The organism is Knoellia sp. S7-12, from assembly GCF_040518285.1.
In the GTDB taxonomy this organism is placed as follows: domain Bacteria; phylum Actinomycetota; class Actinomycetes; order Actinomycetales; family Dermatophilaceae; genus Knoellia.
In genome coordinates, this window is record NZ_CP155449.1 from 1 (window position 1) to 20,052 (window position 20,052).

Below are 20,052 nucleotides of genomic sequence, written 5' to 3' on the forward strand. Positions count from 1 at the left end.
ATGGACCAGATCTGGCGCACCACTCTGGACGCGCTTGACTCCGACGGCATCCCCGTCCAACAGCGCGCCTTCCTCTCCCTGGCCAAGCTCGTGGGGCTGCTCGATGAGACGGCCCTCATCGCAGTTCCGAACGACTTCACCAAGGACATCGTCGAGACCCGTCTGCGTGATCGCGTCACCGAGACCTTGAGCAGCCAGCTCGGTCACGATGTGCGCCTGGCCGTCACGGTCGACCAGTCGCTGGCCGATGTCCCCGCCACGGTCCCACCCGACACCGCTGCCGCCACTGCCACCACGATCGCCACTGAGCCCGGCCCCACCGATGCCGATGGCCGTCGAGCCAAGCGCCGGGCCGAGCTCGACGGAATCGCCCTTGTCGAGGACGACGAGGATGACGACAATCCCCCGGACGCCTCGGTCGCCAGGAGGCGTTCGCCCGGAGCCCTTCGTCCCCGCCCCGGAGCCACCGTCCCGGAGCAGGTCGAGTTGACCCGCCTCAACCCGAAATACACGTTCGACACCTTCGTCATCGGTGCGAGCAACCGCTTCGCCAATGCCGCGGCCTTGGCCGTCGCCGAGACGCCGGCCAAGGCCTACAACCCGCTCTTCATCTATGGGGAGTCAGGACTGGGCAAAACTCACCTCCTGCACGCCATCGGCCACTACGCGCGCAACCTCTATCCCCACGTCAAGGTGCGCTATGTGAACTCCGAGGAGTTCACCAACGACTTCATCAACAGCATCCGCGACGACAAGGCGGCGAACTTCCAGCGCCGTTATCGCGACGTCGACGTGCTCCTCATCGACGACATCCAGTTCTTGCAGGGCAAGGTTCAGACGCAGGAAGAGTTCTTCCACACGTTCAACACCCTCCACAACGCCAACAAGCAGGTCGTCATCACGAGTGACCTCCCGCCCAAGCTGCTCAGTGGCTTCGAGGAGCGGATGCGCAGTCGGTTCGAGTGGGGTCTCATGACCGACGTGCAGCCCCCTGACCTCGAGACCCGGATCGCGATCCTGCGCAAGAAGGCCGCCCAGGAGAAGCTCAGCGTCCCCGACGACGTGCTCGAGTTCATCGCCTCACGCATCAGCACCAACATCCGTGAGCTCGAAGGCGCCCTCATCCGCGTCACGGCGTTCGCCAGCCTCAACCGGCAGCCGGTCGACATGTCACTCGCCGAGATCGTGCTCAAGGACCTCATCCCGCACGACTCCGCGAACCAGATCACGAGCGCGACGATCATGGCGCAGACCGCGGCCTACTTCGGGCTCACCCTCGAGGACCTCAAGGGGCAGTCGCGCTCCCGGGTCCTCGTGACGGCCCGTCAGATCGCGATGTATCTGTGCCGTGAGCTCACTGACCTCTCCCTGCCCAAGATCGGGCAGCAGTTCGGCGGCCGTGACCACACCACGGTCATGCACGCCGACAAGAAGATCCGTCAGCTGATGGCCGAGCGACGTGCGATCTACAACCAGGTGACCGAGCTGACGAACCGGATCAAACAACAAACTCGTTGACGTCCGCTCTCCACAGCATGTGCTGGCGCCACAGTTATCCACAGGTTGATCCACACCTGTGGGCACCCCGTCACCCTTTCGTCACCTTGTCGGGCCCTGGGGCCCGGACCGGGCGCCGTCCACGGTATGTGGAGAACTCTGTGGACAACTCCGCCTGTGGACAACCTGGGGATCCGACTGAATCGGCCTCTGTCCCCAATCCCTGTGGACAACTGTGGATAACCGTGGACAAGGGCTCTGCCGGGGTGGACAACGGGTGTCGTCGCCGTGGACGTGGCCACACACGGATGTGGCCGTCAACAGGCCAAGGCCACCCGTCCACACTCCGTCCACATTTCATCCACGGGCTCGAGGAGTGCGCTGACCTGCACAGACGTCGTGTTGTCCACAGGATCCACACCTCCTACAACTCTGACGAGATCCCTCTATCAATTGTTCTGCCCCGATGACCTGCCTGTGGAACCCCGACCCTGACCCTTGGAAACATCTGAGCCGAATGACAACTTCGACTCAGGTGTCCCCGCCCACGTCCGTGCACTAATGTCATCTCTCCCGCATGCCTGCGCCTCATTGCGCCTGCGGTCTCGCACTTTGTTCTGCCAGTTCCACCCCACACACAGTTAGGTCGGTATGCCGTGAAGTTCCGCGTCGAGCGTGAAGTCCTGGCCGAGGCGGTCACCTGGGTCGCCCGCGGACTTCCTGCGCGCCCCCCTGTGCCTGTCCTCGCCGGCATCCTCATCGAGGCCAACGACGAGGGCACCGTGACCCTGTCGGCCTTCGACTACGAGGTGTCCGCACGGCTCACCGTTCCGGCTGAGGTGAGCGAGTCGGGGACCGTGCTCGTGCTCGGACGCCTGCTCGCCGACATCTCACGCAACCTGCCCAACAAGCCGGTCGATGTGGAGGTGATCGGCTCCAAGGTTCAGGTCGTGTGTGGTTCGAGCCGCTTCAGCCTGCTGCAGATGCCGTCGGACGACTACCCGACGTTGCCCTCCTCACCCGAGCCGAGCGGCTCGATCGACGGGCAGCTCTTCACCCAGGCCGTCAGCCAGGTCTCGATCGCTGCCGACCGCGGCGACACTCTGCCGATCCTCACCGGCGTCCGCGTCGAGATCGAGGGCGACAAGATGACGCTCCTCGCGACCGACCGCTACCGGCTGGCCATGCGTGAGCTCACATGGAACCCCACCGACAGCGCCGCCAGCCACATCGTCCTCGTCCCGGCCCGCACCCTGGCCGACACGGCCCGCTCCCTCGGCGCCTCCGGTTCGATCGACGTGGCCCTGGGTTCCGCTGCCGGTGGCGACGGACTCGTCGGCTTCGAGGCCGGTTCGCGTCGCACGACCACGCGGCTGCTCGATGGTGAGTACCCCAAGGTGAGTTCGATCTTCCCGACGACCTCCGACACCGAGTCGGTCATCAACACGGCCGAGCTCGTCGAGGCCGTCAAGCGCGTCGCCCTCGTGGCCGAGCGCAACACCCCCGTCCGTCTGCGCTTCACCGAGGGCCAGGTCGCGATCGAGGCCGGCACCGGTGAGGACGCCCAGGCGAGTGAGGCCGTCGAGGCCACGCTCACCGGTCCTGATGTCGAGGTCGCGTTCAACCCCGGCTTCCTCCTCGACGGCCTCGGCGCCGTCGGCACAGAGTTCAGTCGGCTCTCATTCACTCAGCCGTCACGCCCGGCCGTCCTCAGCGGTCAGGCCGAGGCCGACGGCGAGCCTGACACCAGCTATCGCTACGTCATCATGCCGGTGCGTTTCGCGAGCTGACCGGCGTAGCCTGACGGAAATCGGTCAGGGACTGGCAGGGGTATGCCGCCCACTTGGGTGAGCACACGGCATACCTTCGAATGTGCAGAACTTTCAAGACGAGCACGTCGCTCATGTGAAGGGATAGTCAATGCAACTGGGACTCATCGGGCTCGGCAAGATGGGCGGCAACATGCGCGAGCGCATCCGCCGCGCCGGCCACGAAGTCGTGGGCTATGACCGCAATCCTGAGGTGTCGGACGTCAAGACCCTCGCGGCCCTCGTCAAGAAGCTCGACGCACCCCGCGTTGTCTGGGTGATGGTGCCGCACGGCGACCCGACCCGCGAGACCGTTGCCAAGCTCGGCGAGCTGCTCGACAAGGGCGACCTCGTCATCGACGGTGGCAACAGCCGCTTCACCGACGACATCGAGAACGAGAAGGCGCTCAAGGCCAAGGGCATCGGCTACCTCGATTGTGGTGTCTCCGGCGGCATCTGGGGCCTCGACAACGGCTATGGCCTCATGGTCGGCGGCACGAAGGCAAACGTCAACAAGGCCATGCCGATCTTCGACGCGCTGCGTCCCGAGGGTCCGCGCGATGAGGGCTTCGTCCACGCCGGCGACATCGGTGCAGGTCACTACGTGAAGATGGTCCACAACGGCATCGAGTACGGCCTGATGCACGCCTACGCCGAGGGCTACGAGCTCCTCGCGAAGAAGGACATCGTCAAGGACGTCCCCGGGTCGTTCAAGGCATGGAGCCGTGGCACCGTCGTCCGATCCTGGCTGCTCGACCTCATGGTCAAGGCGCTCGAGGAGAACCCCGACCTCGAGGACGTCTCCGACTACACCGCCGACTCCGGCGAGGGTCGCTGGACCGTCGAGGAGGGCATCGCCAACGCTGTGCCCATGCCGGTCATCTCGGCCTCGCTGTTCGCACGGTTCGCTTCGCGCCAGGACCAGTCGCCGACGATGCAGGCCGTCGCGGCGCTGCGTGGTGAGTTCGGTGGACACCAGGTGATGACGATTGCTGAGGGCGACACGCTCCGCTCCGAGGCCGCCGCGGGCCCGAAGTCCACGGCCACCGTCAAGGCCAAGGCCGCCACCAAGGAGAAGCCGACCAAGAGCGCACCCAAGGCGGCCGCCAAGGGTCGCAAGGCTGCGGCTGCTGGTCCCTCGTCCGGTGCCGGATCCACCGGTGCCTCCGCTCCGACGTCCGGGACGGGCTCAACACGCTCGACGGGCTCGACGCGGAAGCGCACCGCCAAGAAGGCCTGAGCGAGAAGGGGTGTACGTCCGGCACCTCACCGTCGGCGACTTCCGGAGCTATCCGAGCGCCGAGCTCCCGCTCGAGCCTGGGATCACGACGTTCGTCGGGCTCAACGGACAGGGCAAGACCAACCTCGTCGAGGCCATCGGCTATCTGGCGTCGCTGTCGAGTCACCGGGTCGCCAATGATGCGCCGCTCGTGCGGTTCGGTGCGAAGCAGGCCATCATCCGCGGCGCCGTCGTTCGTGACGGTCGCGAGACGATGGTCGAGCTCGAGATCACGCCGGGCCGGGCCAACCGCGCGCGCCTCAACAAGTCGCCCCTGACTCGTCCGCGCGACGTCCTGGGTCAGGTGCGGACGGTCCTCTTCGCCCCCGAGGACCTGTCGCTGGTCAAGGGTGACCCGTCCGAGCGCCGCCGCTTCCTCGATGACCTGCTCGTCGCGCGCCAGCCACGGTGGGCCGGTGCCCGCGGCGACTACGACCGGATCCTCAAGCAGCGCAATGCTCTGCTGAAGTCGGCGGCCCCTGTTCTGCGTGGCCGCGGCAAGAACAGGCGACCGGTCGAGGGTGTCGACGTGGTTTCTGAGAGGGAGGCCGCGCTCCACACCCTCGACGTGTGGAACGCCCAGCTCGCCCAGGTGGCGGCTCCCCTGCTCTATGCCCGGCTGCGTCTGCTCCGTGATCTGGCGCCGCTGCTCGGCAAGGCCTACGACGAGGTCAGTGCCGGGCAGTCCGACGCGAAGGTCAGCTACAAGGCGTCGTTGCGTGAAGATTTTGCGGCGCGGATCGCTGACGGTGAGGTGCCCGAGCTCGAGGAGCTCCACGCCGAGTTGCTCGCGTCCTTCGCCGAGGTGCGCGGCCAGGAGATCGAGCGCGGCGTGACGCTGGTCGGGCCGCACCGCGACGACGTGGTCCTCACCCTCGGAGAGCTGCCGGCCAAGGGCTATGCCAGCCACGGCGAGAGCTGGTCGTTCGCGCTGGGACTCAAGCTCGCGGCATACCACCTGCTTCGTCACGATCTCGGAGACGACCCGGTCCTCATCCTCGACGACGTCTTTGCCGAGCTCGATTCCGGGCGGCGCCAGCGGCTCGCCGCGATGGTCGCCGACTGCGAGCAGGTGCTCATCACCGCCGCCGTCGAGGAGGACGTTCCTTCAGAACTACGCGGACGCACGTATGCCGTGTCGCTGGGTGAGGTGACCGCGCGTGAGTGAGGTGCCCCCGCAGTTGCCTGCCTCGGACGACGACGCGAAAGACGTTGCAGCGCAGGACGATCCGGACGCGAGCCCTGGACCGGATGACGCACTGAGCGCGCCCGCCGATGCGTTGTCGCGGGCCCGTGCGGCCGCTCGCTCAAGAGGGCTGCGTCCCGGAGTGAAGCCCAAGCGTCGCTTCAAGGACGTGCCCGATGGGATCGGTGGTCGCAAGAGTGGGCGTGACCCCATGCTCCTAGGCGACGAGCTCGATGCCTTCGTGAGCGAGCGCGGATGGAAGGTCGACGTCGCTGTCGGCGCTGTCATCGGTCGCTGGTCCACGATCGTCGGCGAGGAGGTCGCACAGCACTGCCACCCCGTCGAGTTCGTCGACTCGGTGCTCACCGTGCGGGCCGACTCGACGGCCTGGGCGACGAATCTGCGGCTCATGTCGACGACGCTCATGGGCAGCCTGGCGCGCGAGGTCGGCGAAGGAACAGTGACCCAGATCAAAGTCGTCGGGCCGAGCGCTCCGTCGTGGTCCAAGGGGATGCGTCGCGTCCAGGACGGTCGCGGACCGCGCGACACCTACGGCTGAGCGCCAGCGCGCGTCTGATCCTCGTGGTCGGACGTCTATTGGTAGGACACGAACGAGGGCCTCGGGTCGACCCGCTCCATCGTCTGCTCGACGCTGAGCATGGGCAGGTCCTCGTCCTCGAAGTTCTTCCAGCCGAGCCATACACCCTCGGGCAGGCCACGGCGCAGGGCCGCCCAGGTGCCCTGCTTCGCCGGTTGCGAGCCCTGCCCGTCCGCGTGCAGCAGCCACTGGATCTCGTCGATCGAGGTGTCGAGCCGCTCGCGGTCCCGGATCATCCTCAGGTTGAACTGGTGCAGCGTGAGCACCTTGGGTGGCAGGTCGTGGGTGCGGACGAGGGAGGCGAGCCAGGTCCCGACCTCATTGACCTCATCAATGCCCACCGATCCGATCTGCTTCAGGTGGACCTGGTCGGGGCGAAGCCGCCACTCGGGGTCGAGCGCCAGGCCCACCCACGGGCGGGTGAGGAGTTCCTCGTAGGCCTTGGCCTGGGTGAGGAAGTCCGAGCGTCCGGGCTGGAGGTCAAGGACGACATAGATGCCGGCCTTCTCGGCAGCCTCGATCCAGGGCAGCAGCGTCGCGATCCTGGTGCGGGTGGAATAGGACCCGTCCTGCTTGGACACCGACGCGACGGTGGCGATGAGCTCGAACGCGGGGATGACGTGCGTGTCCGTCAGCGCGGCATACTCCTGCGCCAGCGTCTGTGCGCGGTCGACCGCCTCCGAAGCCGACTGCTCCCCGAGCATGCCGAGGGACGCGGTCAGCGGATGGCCATAGAGCGCGATCATCATCCGGTCCGGGAAGGGGAGGTGTCCACCGCCGGGCAGCTCGGGAGCCAGGGTCGTGGTGCGCACCCGCTGCAGGAGCACCTCGTCGGCCCCGAACCCGGCGCCCACCGCCAGGACCGGCGCCTGCGGGAGGGCCCGCAGTGCTTCCCGGGCGACCTTCGACGTGCGGGGGTCGGGGCCGGTGACGACCACCGGGTCGGTGCCCACTGCGTTCAGGAGGGGCTCGAGGGCCAACGGCAGGCGGGTGCCGTCGAGGATCAGGACTGTGGCGGCGGTGGCGGGTCGCTTCAGCGGGAGCCCAGGAAGATCGGGCAGGTCCTCCACGCTCGTGCCCTCCACGACCTCGCGGTCTCCGAAGGTGGTCGGGACCACCACGGTGGGTGATCCGGACCCCTTCCGTGAGCGGGCGGCATACCGCAGCACGGTGCGTGTTCCGAGCCGGTCGAGCTCGGCGGCGAGCGCGGGCCCTGCCACGAGGAGCGGAATCCCGAGGTGGCTGGCCGCGGCCGCCCCGTCCGCGATGTCCCCGTCGTCGGGTGAGCTGACGACGATGGCGCTGGCCCGGTCCAGGAGCGCGCGGGAGGCGCTGGTGGTGACCTCATCGAGGGCGGCGCCGCCCGGGTCGACCGAGGCCGCGGCGGCTGCACGCCGGGCGCTGACCTCGCGCGGCTCGCCGTCCCCGTCACCCTCTCGCGAGCAGGAGACGGTGGCTCCGGTGGCGACCACGACGGCGGCCGCGCCGGCAGTGCGAAGGACGATGCGGCGTGGGACAGCTGTGGTCATGCACTCAGACTCCGGTGGACACGGGCAGGGATGGCTCCACCCTGACACGGCTCAGTGGTCTCGCAGTGGGCGCGTCGAACCAGCGTGTCGCTCCGACTGGACACTGTCGGAGCTTCGAAGCCTCTGGGCGCGGGTGTCGGGGTGCGGGTGTCGGGGGTGGGAGTGAGGATGGGGACATGACGACGCAGCCAGGTCCCTCAAAGAACACGGCCACAGCACCTGTGTGGTGCGGGATCGTGCCGCCCTACCTGCTCCGGGCGCTCGCGTCATCGGGCGACCCCCGGGTCGAGGAGCGCGCCCGCGAGACGCTGCGCATCGACCAGCTCCGCTACGAACAGCACACCCGCCAGCACTCGCTGCGCGCCAGTGGTGAGCGGGTCAGCCGCAGCGCCACCCGGGCCACGACGGAGGCGCCCAATCGGCTGATCCACGACGCCAAGAACGGCACCACCCTCCCGGGCACCAAGGTGCGCGCCGAGGGGGAGCCGGCCACGGACGACGTCGCGGTCAACGAGGCCTACGACGGACTGGGCGCGACCTGGGAACTGTGGCACGCGGCATACGCGCGCAATTCTCTGGACGACAGGGGCCTCGGCCTCGTCGCGACCGTGCACTACAGCGCGAACTACGACAACGCGTTCTGGGACGGGTCGCAGATGGTGTTCGGCGACGGTGACGGCGAGGTCTTCCTCGGTTTCACTCGCAGCCTCGACGTCATCGGGCACGAGTTGGCGCACGGTGTCACGCAATACACCTCTGGGCTCGTCTACCAGGACCAGGCCGGCGCGCTCAACGAGCACGTCTCCGACGTCTTCGGCATCCTCGTCAAGCAGCGATTCCTCGGGCAGAGCGCAGAGCAGTCGGACTGGATCATCGGTGCCGAGCTGCTCGCACCCGGGGTCAAGGGCGTCGGGCTGCGCTCGATGAAGGCGCCGGGCACGGCCTACGACGACCCGCGTCTGGGCAAGGACCCGCAGCCGGGACACATGGACGATTTCGTCGTCACCGACGACGACAACGGCGGCGTCCACATCAACTCCGGCATCCCCAACCGCGCGTTCCACCTCGTCGCGACCGCGCTCGGCGGCAACGCGTGGGGGCGTCCCGGAGCCATCTGGTATGCCGTGATCACCGGAGACATCAGGGCGGACTGCGACTTCGCGACCTTCGCCGCGCTCACCGAAGCCGCTGCCGCGGCCGCCCATGGCGAGGACTCACCGGAGGCCGAAGCCGTGCGGGCCGCGTGGCGTGAGGTGGGTGTCACCGATGAGGCCGAGCAGTCACCGGCTCCCTCGCCCACCCCGACACCGACCCCCGCTCCAACCCCTCCCCCCGCCCCGGCACCTGCACCAGATGAGCCCCGTCAGGTCCAGGTCCGTCGCACGGGTGGGTTTGCCGGGCTGGTCCGCGAGCGCACCGTGGTCCTCGACGAGCTTCCGGAGCCGGATGCGTCAGCGTGGCGCGGTCTCCTCGCCGGTCCCACGCCACAACTGCAGGCGTATGCCGGCGGGCAGACGCAGCCTGACCGCTTCTGTTACGGCGTGAGCTGTGAAGCGCCACCCCTGGACCTGACGATCCAGGAGCCGGCTCTGCCCGACACCGTGCGTGAGCTCTTTGATCGGACCCTCGAGGCCTGACGGGTTCAGAGCCAGCGGCCTGCGCGCGGAACCACTTGCGGGGGCCGAATCGTTCGTCCGGTGTGAGGCAGGCGCTGAACAGCTCAGCGGACCCCGTCGGGAGAGGATGAGCCATGCAGCGGTCCGCCCAGTCACGTGCGCACCGGATGGTCGCGGCCGCCGCTGCTCTCGCCCTGACCGCGCTCGTCGCTGGTGTGGGCTCGGGTGCACAGGCCCGCGCCACACCGACCACCGTTCCGGGACGTGCGATGACCACGGACCCGGCCGTGACGACGACCGACCAGTTCGTCGACGTCGGCGCGGAGACCGACGGCACCGCCGTCCGTCTCGACACCCGGCTCTATCTGCCCGGCGGTGACGGCCCTCATCCGGCCGTCCTGCTCGCGCACGGCTTCGGCGGCAGCAAGGAGAGTGTTGATCGCGAGGCCAAGCAGTACGCCGCGGACGGTCACGTCGTCCTCACCTTCACGGCCCGCGGCTTCGGCAGGTCCGGTGGCCGGATCCACCTGAACTCCCCTGACCACGAGATCGCCGATGGCACCGTCCTCCTCGACCTCCTTGCCGGACGTCCCGAGGTCAGCAGCGACGGAGCAAAGGACCCCCGAGTTGCCGTCGCCGGCGGGTCGTATGGCGGGGCCTTGGCCCTCATGCTCGCGGCGGCGGATCAGCGGGTCGACGCCACCGTCGCCGCCATCACGTGGAACGACCTCTCGACGGCACTCTTCCCGCAGGCCGCGTCGGGCAGCACCACGCCCGGCCCCTACAAGCAGTTGTGGGGCACCCGGTTCTTCACCGCGAGCATCGGCTCCCCCGGGGGCAGTCCTGCCGGGGCGGCACCGGGTCCGTCGGCGACGCTCCCCAGCCCATCGACATCCACTGGCCCGGCGAACCCCTCCGCTGTGCTGTGCGGGCGATTCGACCTCGAGCTCTGCGACGCGCTCCAGACAGCAGCCGAGACCGGCCGGCCGAGCCCCGAGCTGACCGCGATGCTGCGCCGCAACAGCCCGCGCGACACGATCTCTGGGGTCACGGCACCCACCCTGCTCGTCCAGGGTGAGGCGGACACCCTCTTCGGACTGGACCAGGCCGACGCGAACGCCGTGGGTCTCGCTCGCGCGGGCACGCGCCACGCGGTGCGCTGGACCGATGGCGGGCACGACGGTGTCTCATCGAACCCCGGCCTGGACGAGGACGCCGCGCGGACGTGGCTCCGGGCCTACCTCCAGGGCACCCGCACCGATCCTCTCCCGGTCCCGGAATTCACCTACTCCCTGCCGGTGACCCGAGGCCGCGACGCCGCGACGGTCGCGACCCTCAACCAGTACCCCGGCCTGCAGGGCAGTCAGCAACAGATCCCGCTGAGCCCACCATCCGAACCGGCTGCCGTCCTCACCCCACCGGGTGGCCAGCCGAACTCGATGACCTCCATCCCGGGCCTGGGCTCACTGGAGCTGCCGACCTACCGGCTCGCCGCCCTCCCGGGCATGTCGGCCGCCTTCGACAGCCGTCCACTGTCGCGTTCGCTGACCGCCGTGGGCACGCCGACGGTCCGGCTCCAGATCACGTCCACCGGCCCAGAGGCGACGTTGTTTGTCTCGCTCTGGCGGGTGGAGGGTTCCGACGCGGTCCAGCAGCGCGCCCTCACCGCTCCTGTGCGGGTGGCGCTGACCCCGGGCCAGGCCACGGACGTGACCGTCAACCTCCCACCCTCTGTCTGGTCGATGACCACCGGGAGCCAGTGGCGGGTGCTGGTCACCTCGACGGACAGTGCCTTCACGGTTCCCCGCGAGGCACGAGCCGACCGGATCACGCTGGCCACCCCCACCCTCACGGTGCCCACAGCGCAGGGCACGATCCTGCCGGCAACAGCGGAACGCGACGCCGAATCGATCGCCCTCGTTGCCGGCATACTCGTCCTTTTGGCCGGAATCGGCGTGTCCGCACTCCTGCGACGCCGCCGCCGTCACCGCGAGGTCATCCATGAAGAATTCGCCGACGTCCCTCTCGTCGTCGACCGACTCGTCAAGACCTATGCCGACGGGCACCGCGCCGTCGACGACGTGTCCTGGCGGGCAGAACGCGGCCAGGTCGTCGGCCTGCTCGGCCCCAACGGGGCCGGCAAGACGACGACGATGCGGATGATGCTCGGCCTCATCACGCCCGACTCGGGATCGGTCCATGTCCTGGGTCGACCGGTCCACCCCGGCTCGGAGGTGCTCAGCCGGGTCGGGGCACTCGTCGAGGGCCCGGGCTTCCTTCCCCACCTCACGGGTCGCGAGAACCTCAAGGCCTTCTGGGCCGCGACCGGACGCCCGGCCGATGAGGCCGGGCTGGACGAGGCCCTCTCGGTCGCGGCGCTCGGAGGGGCGCTCGATCGACCGGTCCGGACCTACAGCCACGGAATGAAGCAGCGACTGGGCATCGCCCAGGCCATGCTCGGCAGGCCGGAAGTGCTGTTCCTCGACGAGCCGACCAACGGTCTCGACCCGCCCCAGATCGCCGCGATGCGCCCGATCCTGCAGTCGTATGCCGCATCGGGACGCACCGTCGTCGTGTCGAGCCACCTGCTCGCCGAGGTCGAGCTGACCTGCAGCCACGTGGTGGTCATGCATGCCGGCAAGGTCGTCACCGCCGGGCCGGTCTCCGACCTCCTGTCGAGTGATGACACCACCGTCTTCGAGTTCGCCTCGATCGACGCGCTCGGTCCGGCGCGGACCGCGCTCGAGGACATGAGCGGCATACGCTCCGTCGAGACGATCGACGACCCGACGAAGCCGACCCTCACCGTCGTCTCTGACCGACCTCGCGAGGAGGTCGTCCGTGACCTCGTCGCGGCCGGAGCCGACGTCGTCGGAGTGGGCAGCCGACGTCACCTGGAGGAGGTCTTCCTCGGGGTCATCGCCTCTTCGCAGGCACCGTCGGACCACGAGACCGGGGACGACTCGCTCATCGAGCGGTTGCGACAGGTGAGGGCACGATGAGCAAACCCGCGATCAGCAAGCCTTTGAGAAAGCCCACGAGCAAGCCGATGAGCAAGCCCGCAACCAGCAAACCCCTGTCCTGGCGGGCCGAACTACGGCGCCAGCTCGGGCGACGCCGGACCCTGTGGGTTGCGGGGATCGTCGCCGTCCTGCCCCTCATCCTCGTCGCGGCGTTCTCACTCGACGAGGATCCGGGCCGCGAGGGCGACCCCACCGTCCGGCTCGTCGATCTCGCGACCAGCGGCGGCCCGAACTTCACCGTCTTCATGCTCGTCGTGTCGGCCGAGCTGCTCCTCTTCATCGTCGCCGCGCTCTTCGCCGGCGACCCCGTCCCAGCCGAGGCGTCCTGGGCGTCGTTGCGCTACCTGCTCACCGCGCCGGTCACGAGGGCACGCCTGCTCACGAGCAAGCTCGTGGTCGGGTTCCTCTCGACCGCGACCCTCGTCATCGTCCTGCCCGCCTGGGCCCTCCTCGTCGGAACCCTCGCCTACGGGCCCGAACCGTTCACGATCCTCGGCGGTGGCGAGATGGCGTGGGGCGAGTGGGCCCCGCGCATGGTGATCGCGGTGGGCTACGTCCTCGTGACGATCGCACCCGTCGGTGCCTTCTCGTTCTGGGTGGGGGTCCGCAGCCAGACCCCCCTCGCGGCGGTCGGCGGCGCGCTGATCCTCCTCATCGTCTCGGGCATCCTCGACTCGATCGATGCCCTGGGCGACTGGCGCAAGGCGCTGCCGGCGCACTACTCGCGAGCGTGGCTCGACCTGCTCGTCTCCGGTCCGGTGGACTGGGTCGACCTGCGGCACGGGGCCCTGTGGTCGGTGCTCTACACGGTGCTCTTCGTCGCGCTCGGATACCGGCGGTTCCGCCGCCAGGACATCCTCAGCTGAGGACGCGGCCGGACTCGACGGGAGCTGACCTGCTGAGCCGGCTCGACACCCGAGCACCGATCCAGCGGGCGAGGGGCTCAACGATGGGCGACACCCCCCGCCAGGCGATGTAGCCGGTCACGAGAGCGACCGCGGCGCCGAGCAGTGAGTAGCCGACGCGACCCATGACCTCCCACTGCACGAGATAGATGAACAGCGACGCCGACGCGAGCGGGACGAGCACCGGGACGACGAACGCCGGGACCCGGACCGAGCGAACCCACAGCAACGTCAGCAGCCCTGCTGCGACGGTGAGTTCACGCATGGGGTCTGAAAAGAAACCGGGAACGACAACCACGGTGTATGCCGTGAGCAACCAGCGCTGCCAGGTCACGTCCGCGCGTGCCATCGCCCACCCGAGCGCGAAGAGCCACAACACCATGGCGGGGCGACCGTTGACGTGGTGGTCACCCACGTCGATCAGACCGAACCGGAAGACCAGCGCACCCAGCGCCAGGGCCACGGGGACCGCGAAGGGCCGGGCCCGTTCGAGCCGGTCTATCGCGGGCACGCAGAGCAGCACCGCGAGGGCGGCCAGGAGGTGGACGACTGCCTCGACGAACCAGTAGCGCCACTGGGCGTGGACGTTGCCGCCGCCGACCGAGGTCATCAGCGCTGCGTTCCACCACGAGAACCGCTCGTCGATGAGCACGATGACCGCGATCCACGCCGCACTCGGCAGGGCGATGCGGGTGAGTGACTCGAGGACGTGGGCGACCCGGTCCGATCGTTCGGCACCCGCGAGCTGGAATCGCGCGAAGGCGTAGCCAGCGACCGCGAGGAGCACGTGGGCCCCACCGCGGACCTCGAGCACCCCAGCGTGGGTGAGCACGATGAGGGCGATCGCGAGAGCACGCAGGACGACCGAGGTCTCGAGCACCCGCAGGCGCAGCCAGCTCGGACCCCGCCGAGCAACGGCAATGACCTGAGGGTCCGCGCCGTGTGCCGCGGCCAGGTCGGCGACGGTCCGCACGTGCCAGGACGGGGGCAACGTCCCCAGGAGGGCCTCGAGGCGCACTGACATCTCGACATAGGAGAGCGAGTCGCCCCGAAGACTGACGAATGAGTCGTCAGCGGTCGCATCCGGCCGGTCCAGGAGGTCGGCATACAAGCGCCGCAGGTCCTCGACCTCAACCTCAACCCCAACATCCGACTTGTTGCGCAATCCGTCGTCCCCCGCTGCGCTCCTCCCGACGGATTGCGCAAGAAGTCGGTTTCTGAGGGCGGGGCGGTCGACCTTGCCCGACACGGTGCGAGGGATCTCGTCAACGTGGGCGACGACGACGCAGGCGCGCGGCACGGCATACCGGTTGCTCACGTCCTGCCGCACGGTGTCGGCGAGGGAGTCAGTGGACTTCGTGAGTGCCACGAGCAGACGGTCCCCACCGTCCATGACGTATGCCGTGTGGCCGTCCGCAGCCAGGTCACCTTCGACGCGGTCGAGGTCGATCCGGAGTCCGCAGACCTTGGCGAATCGGCTGAGGCGACCCACGATCTCGACCAGGCCGTCGGCGTCGACCCGCGCGAGGTCGCCCGTGTGCAGGGAACTGACTTCGGGAGCACGCGCGAGATCGGCCGGGCTCTGCGCGTAGCCCATCATCACGTTGCCACCCTCATAGACCAGCTCGCCCACACCTGGCGCCGCGCCGTCGACCGGCTCGATCCGGAAGTGTCCACCACGCACTGCGACACCGATGGACGACGGGTGCGTTCGTGCGAGATGCGTTGGGAGAGTTGCCATTCGGGCAGTGGCCTCGGTCTGGCCATACATCACCGCAAGCTCAAAATCGCGTTCCTGGCCCAGCTCCGCCCAGCGCCTCACCACCACCGGGTCCATGCGGCCCCCGGCCTGGGTGAGCAGCCGCAGCCGGGGCAACGACATCGACGCGAAGCCCACGGCCTCGAGCAGGTCGAACGTGTAGGGCACTCCCGCGAGCGTCGTCCCACCTGCTGCACGGAAGGCGTCCCAGAAGCACGTGTCGACCACGGAGAGGTCGGTGAGCAGCACGCCCGCTCCGACCGACAGGTGACTCAGCAGGACCGAGAGGCCGTAGCAGTACTGCAGCGGCAGGGTCGTCGCCGCGACATCGTCGGCGCGCAACCCGAGGGCGTCGGCGATCTGCCCGGCGTTGCAGTCGAGGTTCGACGCGCTGAGCCGGACGAGCTTCGGGGACCCTGTGCTGCCGGACGTCGACAGGAGCAGGGCGAGGTCGGGGTGGAGGGCGTGAACGCTCCCCTGGCGCCGGGCCTCGAGAAGTGGACCGCGCGCGATGACGTCGGGGTCGTAGGCCTCGACGAGTCCGAACTCCCCCGGTGCCGTGACGATCACCGGGTGGCCTCCCGCGAGTCCCGCGAGAAGGGTCACCACCGACTCGACGTCGTTCGCGGCCTCGAGCAGCACGAGCCGGGGAGCCTCGCCGAGCGCAAGGCGACGTTCGTCGACCCGGTCGGCGAGGGCGGCATACGCCATGCTGTGTTGCCCGGACGGGCCCGCCCACTGGAGCGCCGTGGCACCGCCGAAGGACCGCAGTCGCCCGACGAGGGCGATCCGGTGCTGGGGCAGGGCGGGGGCTGTCACAACCCACGATGATAGGGGGATTTGGTTTGGCTAACCTAACTCCGCAAGAATGGGTCGTCAGCGTCACCGCCCCCAGGAGTCTTCCGTGTCCCGAATCCGCCGCTCGCACCGCTCCGCCCTCGCCGGTCTCGTCGTCACCGCCACGGTCCTGCCGCTCGCCGGGTGCGGTGTGCTGGGCATCGGGGGCAGCAATGCCGACCTCCAGATCTACTCGGCACGGCACTATGACCTCGAGGGCGCGTTCAAGGACTTCCAGGACGAGACCGGTGTCAGCGTCGAGTTCATCTCGGGCAACGACGCCGAGCTGCTCCAGCGGATCAAGGCCGAGGGAGCCGATGGCGAGGCCGACGTCTACATGACGGTCGACGCCGGCAACCTCTGGAACGCCGGTGAGCAGGGCGTCCTCAAGCCGATCACGTCGCCGGCTCTCACCGAGGGGGTCCCGTCCGACCTGCGCGACGGCGGCAACCAGTGGTTCGGCCTCGCGATGCGCGCCCGCACGACGATGTTCAACCCCGACAAGGTCAAGCCCACCGACTTCGACGCGACCAACACGTATGCCGGTCTGACCGACAGCAAGTGGAAGGGCCGACTCTGCATGCGCGACTCCACCTCGGCCTACACGCAGAGCCTCGTCGCCAGCCTCATCGACCTCGACGGCCGCGACAAGGCGCTCGCCACGGTGAAGGGCTGGGTGGCCAACGGCGTGGACATCAAGTCCAACGACGTCGAGCTGCTCAAGGCGATCGACGCCGGCACGTGCGACGTCGGCATCACGAACCACTACTACCTCGCGCGCGAACTCAAGAAGAACGCGAACTTCAAGGTGACGCCGTTCTGGGCCTCGCAGTCCGGCGGCGGCACGCACGTCAACATCTCCGGTGCCGGCGTCGTCAAGACCTCCGACAACGCCGCCCAGGCGCAGCAGCTCATCGAGTGGCTCGCGACCAAGGGGCAGAGCGCGTTCGTCGACGGCAACCACGAGTACCCCGTCAACGAATCCGTGGAGCCCGAGCCGGTCATCGCGATGTTCGGTGAGTTCACGCGCATGCCGCTGTCGGCGGAGGCCTACGGCTCGCAGAACGCTGACGCGGTCAAGGTCCTGTCCGAGGCTGGCTACAAGTGACCGGCAGTCTGGTGATCGCCCGCCCATGAATCACCGACCATGATCGACCACTCATGATCGTCCGCTCGTGAGCACGCGGGCGAGCCGCCTCGTCGGGACCGGTCGTGGACGCTGGTCGGCGCTCGTCGTCGTCATCGCGCTCGTCGTCTCGGTGCCGGTGGTGTCAGTGCTCGTCGCGGCCGTCGGAGCCGGGCGGCCAGCCCTGCCCGGCGATCTGGGCGAGATGGTTCTGACGACCGTGCTGCTGCTCGCGGGTGTGGGCCTGGGGTCGGCCGTCCTCGGGGTCGGGCTCGCCTGGCTCGTCACCGCCTATGACTTCCCCGGGCGGCGGCTGTTCTCGTGGATGCTCGTTTTGCCGTTGGCGATGCCGGCCTACGTGCTGGGCTTCCTCTTCCTGTCCACGTTCGGTCCGGCCGGCGGGCCAGCACGGTTGTCGCGGGCTCTCTTTGGCGACTCTTGGGTCGTCGAGCTGTTGTCGGGGGCTCTGGGTGCACCGGTCGTCATGACCCTCACGCTCTATCCCTACGTCTATCTGTTGGCGCGGGCCTCGTTCCGCGGCCAGGGTCAGGCGACCTGGGACGCCGCGCGCATGCTCGGCGCCTCGCCGTGGCGGGCCTTCCGTCAGGTGCTGCTCCCACTGGCCCGTCCTGCCCTTGCCGGTGGTCTGGCCGTCGTGATGATGGAGACGCTGACCGACTTCGCCACCGTCCAGTACTTCGGCGTCCGCACGGTCTCGGTCGGCGTCTATCTCACCTGGAAGGGCAGCTTCGACTTCGCGTCGGCCGCCCAGCTCTCCGTCCTCGTCCTCGGCTTTGCCGTCATGGTGCTCACGGTCGAACGGATCCTGCGTGGTGGGGCGCGCTACGACTCCCGGAGCGGCCATCGCCCTCCGGCGGCACCGCACGTGCTCACTGGTGCCGCTCGATGGTGGGCGTGCGCTGCTGCCGGCAGCGTGCTCGCGACCGGATTCCTCCTGCCCGTGGTTCAACTCGTGTGGTGGGCGGTGCGCGCGACTCTCGCCGACTCGTCCTCCCTGTCCACGGGCCGCTTCGCCACCAACCTCACCAACAGCGCCGTCATGGCCGCGCTCGCTGCCCTCGCGTGCGTCACGCTCGCACTGCTCCTCACCCACGGCGTGCGCATGACTGGCGGTCGTCTCGCCCGGGGTGCCGCACAACTCACCACCTTCGGGTATGCCGTGCCGGGCGCCGTCATCGGTATCGGCGTCCTCGTCGCCTTCGCGGCTCTCGATCGATGGCTCGAGGCTTTGGGGGTGCCGGGCGGGACCGGGCTGGTCGTGACGGGTTCGGTCATCGGCATTTTGGCGAGCTACGTCGTGAGGTTCCTGGCGCCGGCATACCAGGCAGTCGACGCAAGCTTCACGACGATCTCACCGTCGGTGACGAACTCGGCGTTCTCGCTGGGGGCGTCGCCGATGCGGGTGCTGCGTCGGATCCACCTGCCGCTGTCCCGATCCGGCATCGCCGTCGCACTCGTGCTCGTGGCCGTCGACGCCGTGAAAGAGTTGCCCCTCGTGCTGCTCCTTCGCCCCTTCGGCTTCACCACCGTCTCGGTGTGGGTCTATGAGCTGGCCAACGAGAACTTCTGGGAGCAGGCTGCGCTGCCGGCCCTGCTGATCGTCGCCCTCGCGATCGTGCCGGTCTGGTTCCTCGTGCGGCAGGTCCGTCTCGCCGAACCCCACCAGCAGGTGACGTCATGACGGCCGCCCTTGAGGTCGCCGGCGTCTCGAAGAGCTATGGCGCCACTCCGGCGGTGCGAGCTCTCGACCTCTCCGTCGAACAGGGCGAGGTCCTGGCGTTGATCGGCCCGTCGGGGTGCGGCAAGTCGACCCTGCTCCGGCTTGTCGCCGGGCTGGAACGACCTGATGCAGGCGTGGTTCGGGTGGGTGGCGACGTCGTCGCTGGGCCATCGTGGGTCCCGCCGGAACGTCGGCGGGTGGGACTGGTCTTCCAAGAGCACGCGCTCTTTCCCCACCTGAGGGTCAGCGACAACATCCGCTTCGGTCTCGACGGGCGATCCCGTGCCGAGCAGGACACCCGGGTGCGGGAGGTCCTGGAGTTGGTCCACCTGGCCCATGTGGTCGACCGCTATCCCCACGAGCTCTCTGGTGGTGAGCAGCAACGCGTTGCCCTGGCCCGAGCGTTGGCTCCGCGTCCAGCGGTCGTGCTGTTGGACGAACCCTTCTCCTCGCTCGACGAGTCCCTGCGGGCCCGGGTGCGCACCGACACCGTCGACGTTCTGCGCGCCACGGGCACCACAGCCGTCCTCGTCACGCACGACCAGACCGAAGCCCTCACCGTCGGTGACCGCATCGGGGTCATGCGTGAGGGGGTCATCGAGCAACTTGGCTGTCCCGATGAGGTTTTCGACCGGCCAGTGAGTCGGTTCGTCGCCTCCTTCATGGGTGACGCCGACTTCCTTCCCGCATCGCTCGGTGCTGACGGACTGGCGTGCGAGCTCGGACTGGTCTCACCTCGCACTGATGTGGGCGTTGCCGAGGTCGTGCTTCGGCCGCACGAGGTGGCGCTCACCCCCGTTGCGTCTGCGGATCCGGCGGGGAGAACCACCACATCCGCAGACGCAACGGGGGTGCGTGTGGGTGCGGGGGCGCGGGCCGTGGTGACGCGGGTCGAGTACCACGGGGCGTTCGTCCTCCACACCGTTCGGCTCGCATCGGGCCGCACGCTGCGGTCGTGGCAGCCGCACTCGGTGCGACACGCGGTGGGAACCGAGGTCGAGGTCTCGCTGGTGCCCGGCATCGTGCCCAGCCTCCTCGACGGTGAGCGCACCCTCGGCACCTCCTCGCCCTGACCACAACTCTTGCTCCCCATGAGGTTTCCTGTTGGGTCCGGATACTGATTCGGCCTCCGGACCCCCCAGAAACCC

At 68.7% G+C, this 20,052-nt stretch carries 13 protein-coding genes; 11 read left to right on the forward strand and 2 right to left on the reverse strand.

Annotated features, from left to right (window positions below):
- The 5 genes from dnaA (at position 1) to V6K52_RS00025 (ending at position 6,329) form a co-directional block, all read left to right on the forward strand.
- Positions 1-1,518, forward strand: a complete 1,518-nt coding sequence (gene dnaA / locus V6K52_RS00005; RefSeq protein WP_353951860.1) for a chromosomal replication initiator protein DnaA — start codon at positions 1-3, stop codon at positions 1,516-1,518.
- A 635-nt stretch (positions 1,519-2,153) separates the two neighbouring features.
- The gene (gene dnaN / locus V6K52_RS00010) at positions 2,154-3,287 is read left to right on the forward strand and encodes a DNA polymerase III subunit beta (protein WP_353951861.1); all 1,134 of its coding nucleotides are present in this window, start codon (positions 2,154-2,156) and stop codon (positions 3,285-3,287) included.
- Between the two features lie 130 nt (positions 3,288-3,417).
- Positions 3,418-4,545, forward strand: coding sequence for a phosphogluconate dehydrogenase (NAD(+)-dependent, decarboxylating) (gene gnd / locus V6K52_RS00015; protein WP_353951862.1), 1,128 nt, complete (start codon positions 3,418-3,420; stop codon positions 4,543-4,545).
- A 10-nt stretch (positions 4,546-4,555) separates the two neighbouring features.
- The gene (recF, locus tag V6K52_RS00020) at positions 4,556-5,752 is read left to right on the forward strand and encodes a DNA replication/repair protein RecF (protein WP_353951863.1); all 1,197 of its coding nucleotides are present in this window, start codon (positions 4,556-4,558) and stop codon (positions 5,750-5,752) included.
- A gap of 91 nt (positions 5,753-5,843) precedes the next feature.
- Complete coding sequence (locus V6K52_RS00025) at positions 5,844-6,329, forward strand: DciA family protein (RefSeq protein ID WP_353953826.1); 486 nt, start codon at positions 5,844-5,846, stop codon at positions 6,327-6,329.
- Between the two features lie 35 nt (positions 6,330-6,364).
- Here V6K52_RS00025 and V6K52_RS00030 read toward each other — a convergent pair whose 3' ends face one another.
- Positions 6,365-7,897, reverse strand: coding sequence for a hypothetical protein (locus V6K52_RS00030; protein WP_353951864.1), 1,533 nt, complete (start codon positions 7,895-7,897; stop codon positions 6,365-6,367).
- 176 nt (positions 7,898-8,073) lie between these two features.
- Here V6K52_RS00030 and V6K52_RS00035 point away from each other — a divergent pair, with 176 nt between their 5' ends.
- The 3 genes from V6K52_RS00035 (at position 8,074) to V6K52_RS00045 (ending at position 13,402) form a co-directional block, all read left to right on the forward strand.
- Positions 8,074-9,534, forward strand: coding sequence for a protealysin inhibitor emfourin (locus V6K52_RS00035; RefSeq protein WP_353951865.1), 1,461 nt, complete (start codon positions 8,074-8,076; stop codon positions 9,532-9,534).
- A 113-nt stretch (positions 9,535-9,647) separates the two neighbouring features.
- On the forward strand, positions 9,648-12,515 hold the full coding sequence (locus V6K52_RS00040) for an alpha/beta fold hydrolase (RefSeq protein WP_353951866.1): 2,868 nt from the start codon (positions 9,648-9,650) through the stop codon (positions 12,513-12,515).
- A 47-nt stretch (positions 12,516-12,562) separates the two neighbouring features.
- On the forward strand, positions 12,563-13,402 hold the full coding sequence (locus tag V6K52_RS00045) for an ABC transporter permease subunit (protein WP_353951867.1): 840 nt from the start codon (positions 12,563-12,565) through the stop codon (positions 13,400-13,402).
- On the opposite strand, the gene V6K52_RS00050 is transcribed toward V6K52_RS00045, so the two are convergent.
- Positions 13,395-16,019, reverse strand: coding sequence for an AMP-binding protein (locus V6K52_RS00050; protein WP_353951868.1), 2,625 nt, complete (start codon positions 16,017-16,019; stop codon positions 13,395-13,397). The genes V6K52_RS00045 and V6K52_RS00050 overlap by 8 nt on opposite strands.
- Before the next feature lie 85 nt (positions 16,020-16,104).
- Here V6K52_RS00050 and V6K52_RS00055 point away from each other — a divergent pair, with 85 nt between their 5' ends.
- From V6K52_RS00055 to V6K52_RS00065, 3 genes are all read left to right on the forward strand, one after another.
- The gene (locus tag V6K52_RS00055; RefSeq protein WP_353951869.1) at positions 16,105-17,145 is read left to right on the forward strand and encodes an extracellular solute-binding protein; all 1,041 of its coding nucleotides are present in this window, start codon (positions 16,105-16,107) and stop codon (positions 17,143-17,145) included.
- Positions 17,146-17,212: 67 nt separating this feature from the next.
- Positions 17,213-18,865: an iron ABC transporter permease gene (locus tag V6K52_RS00060; protein ID WP_353951870.1), complete on the forward strand. Its 1,653-nt coding sequence runs from the start codon at positions 17,213-17,215 to the stop codon at positions 18,863-18,865.
- A complete protein-coding gene (locus V6K52_RS00065) occupies positions 18,862-19,977 on the forward strand; it encodes an ABC transporter ATP-binding protein (RefSeq protein ID WP_353951871.1) in 1,116 nt (371 codons plus the stop codon). Before V6K52_RS00060 ends, V6K52_RS00065 begins: the two co-directional genes overlap by 4 nt.
- Positions 19,978-20,052 lie beyond the last annotated feature (75 nt).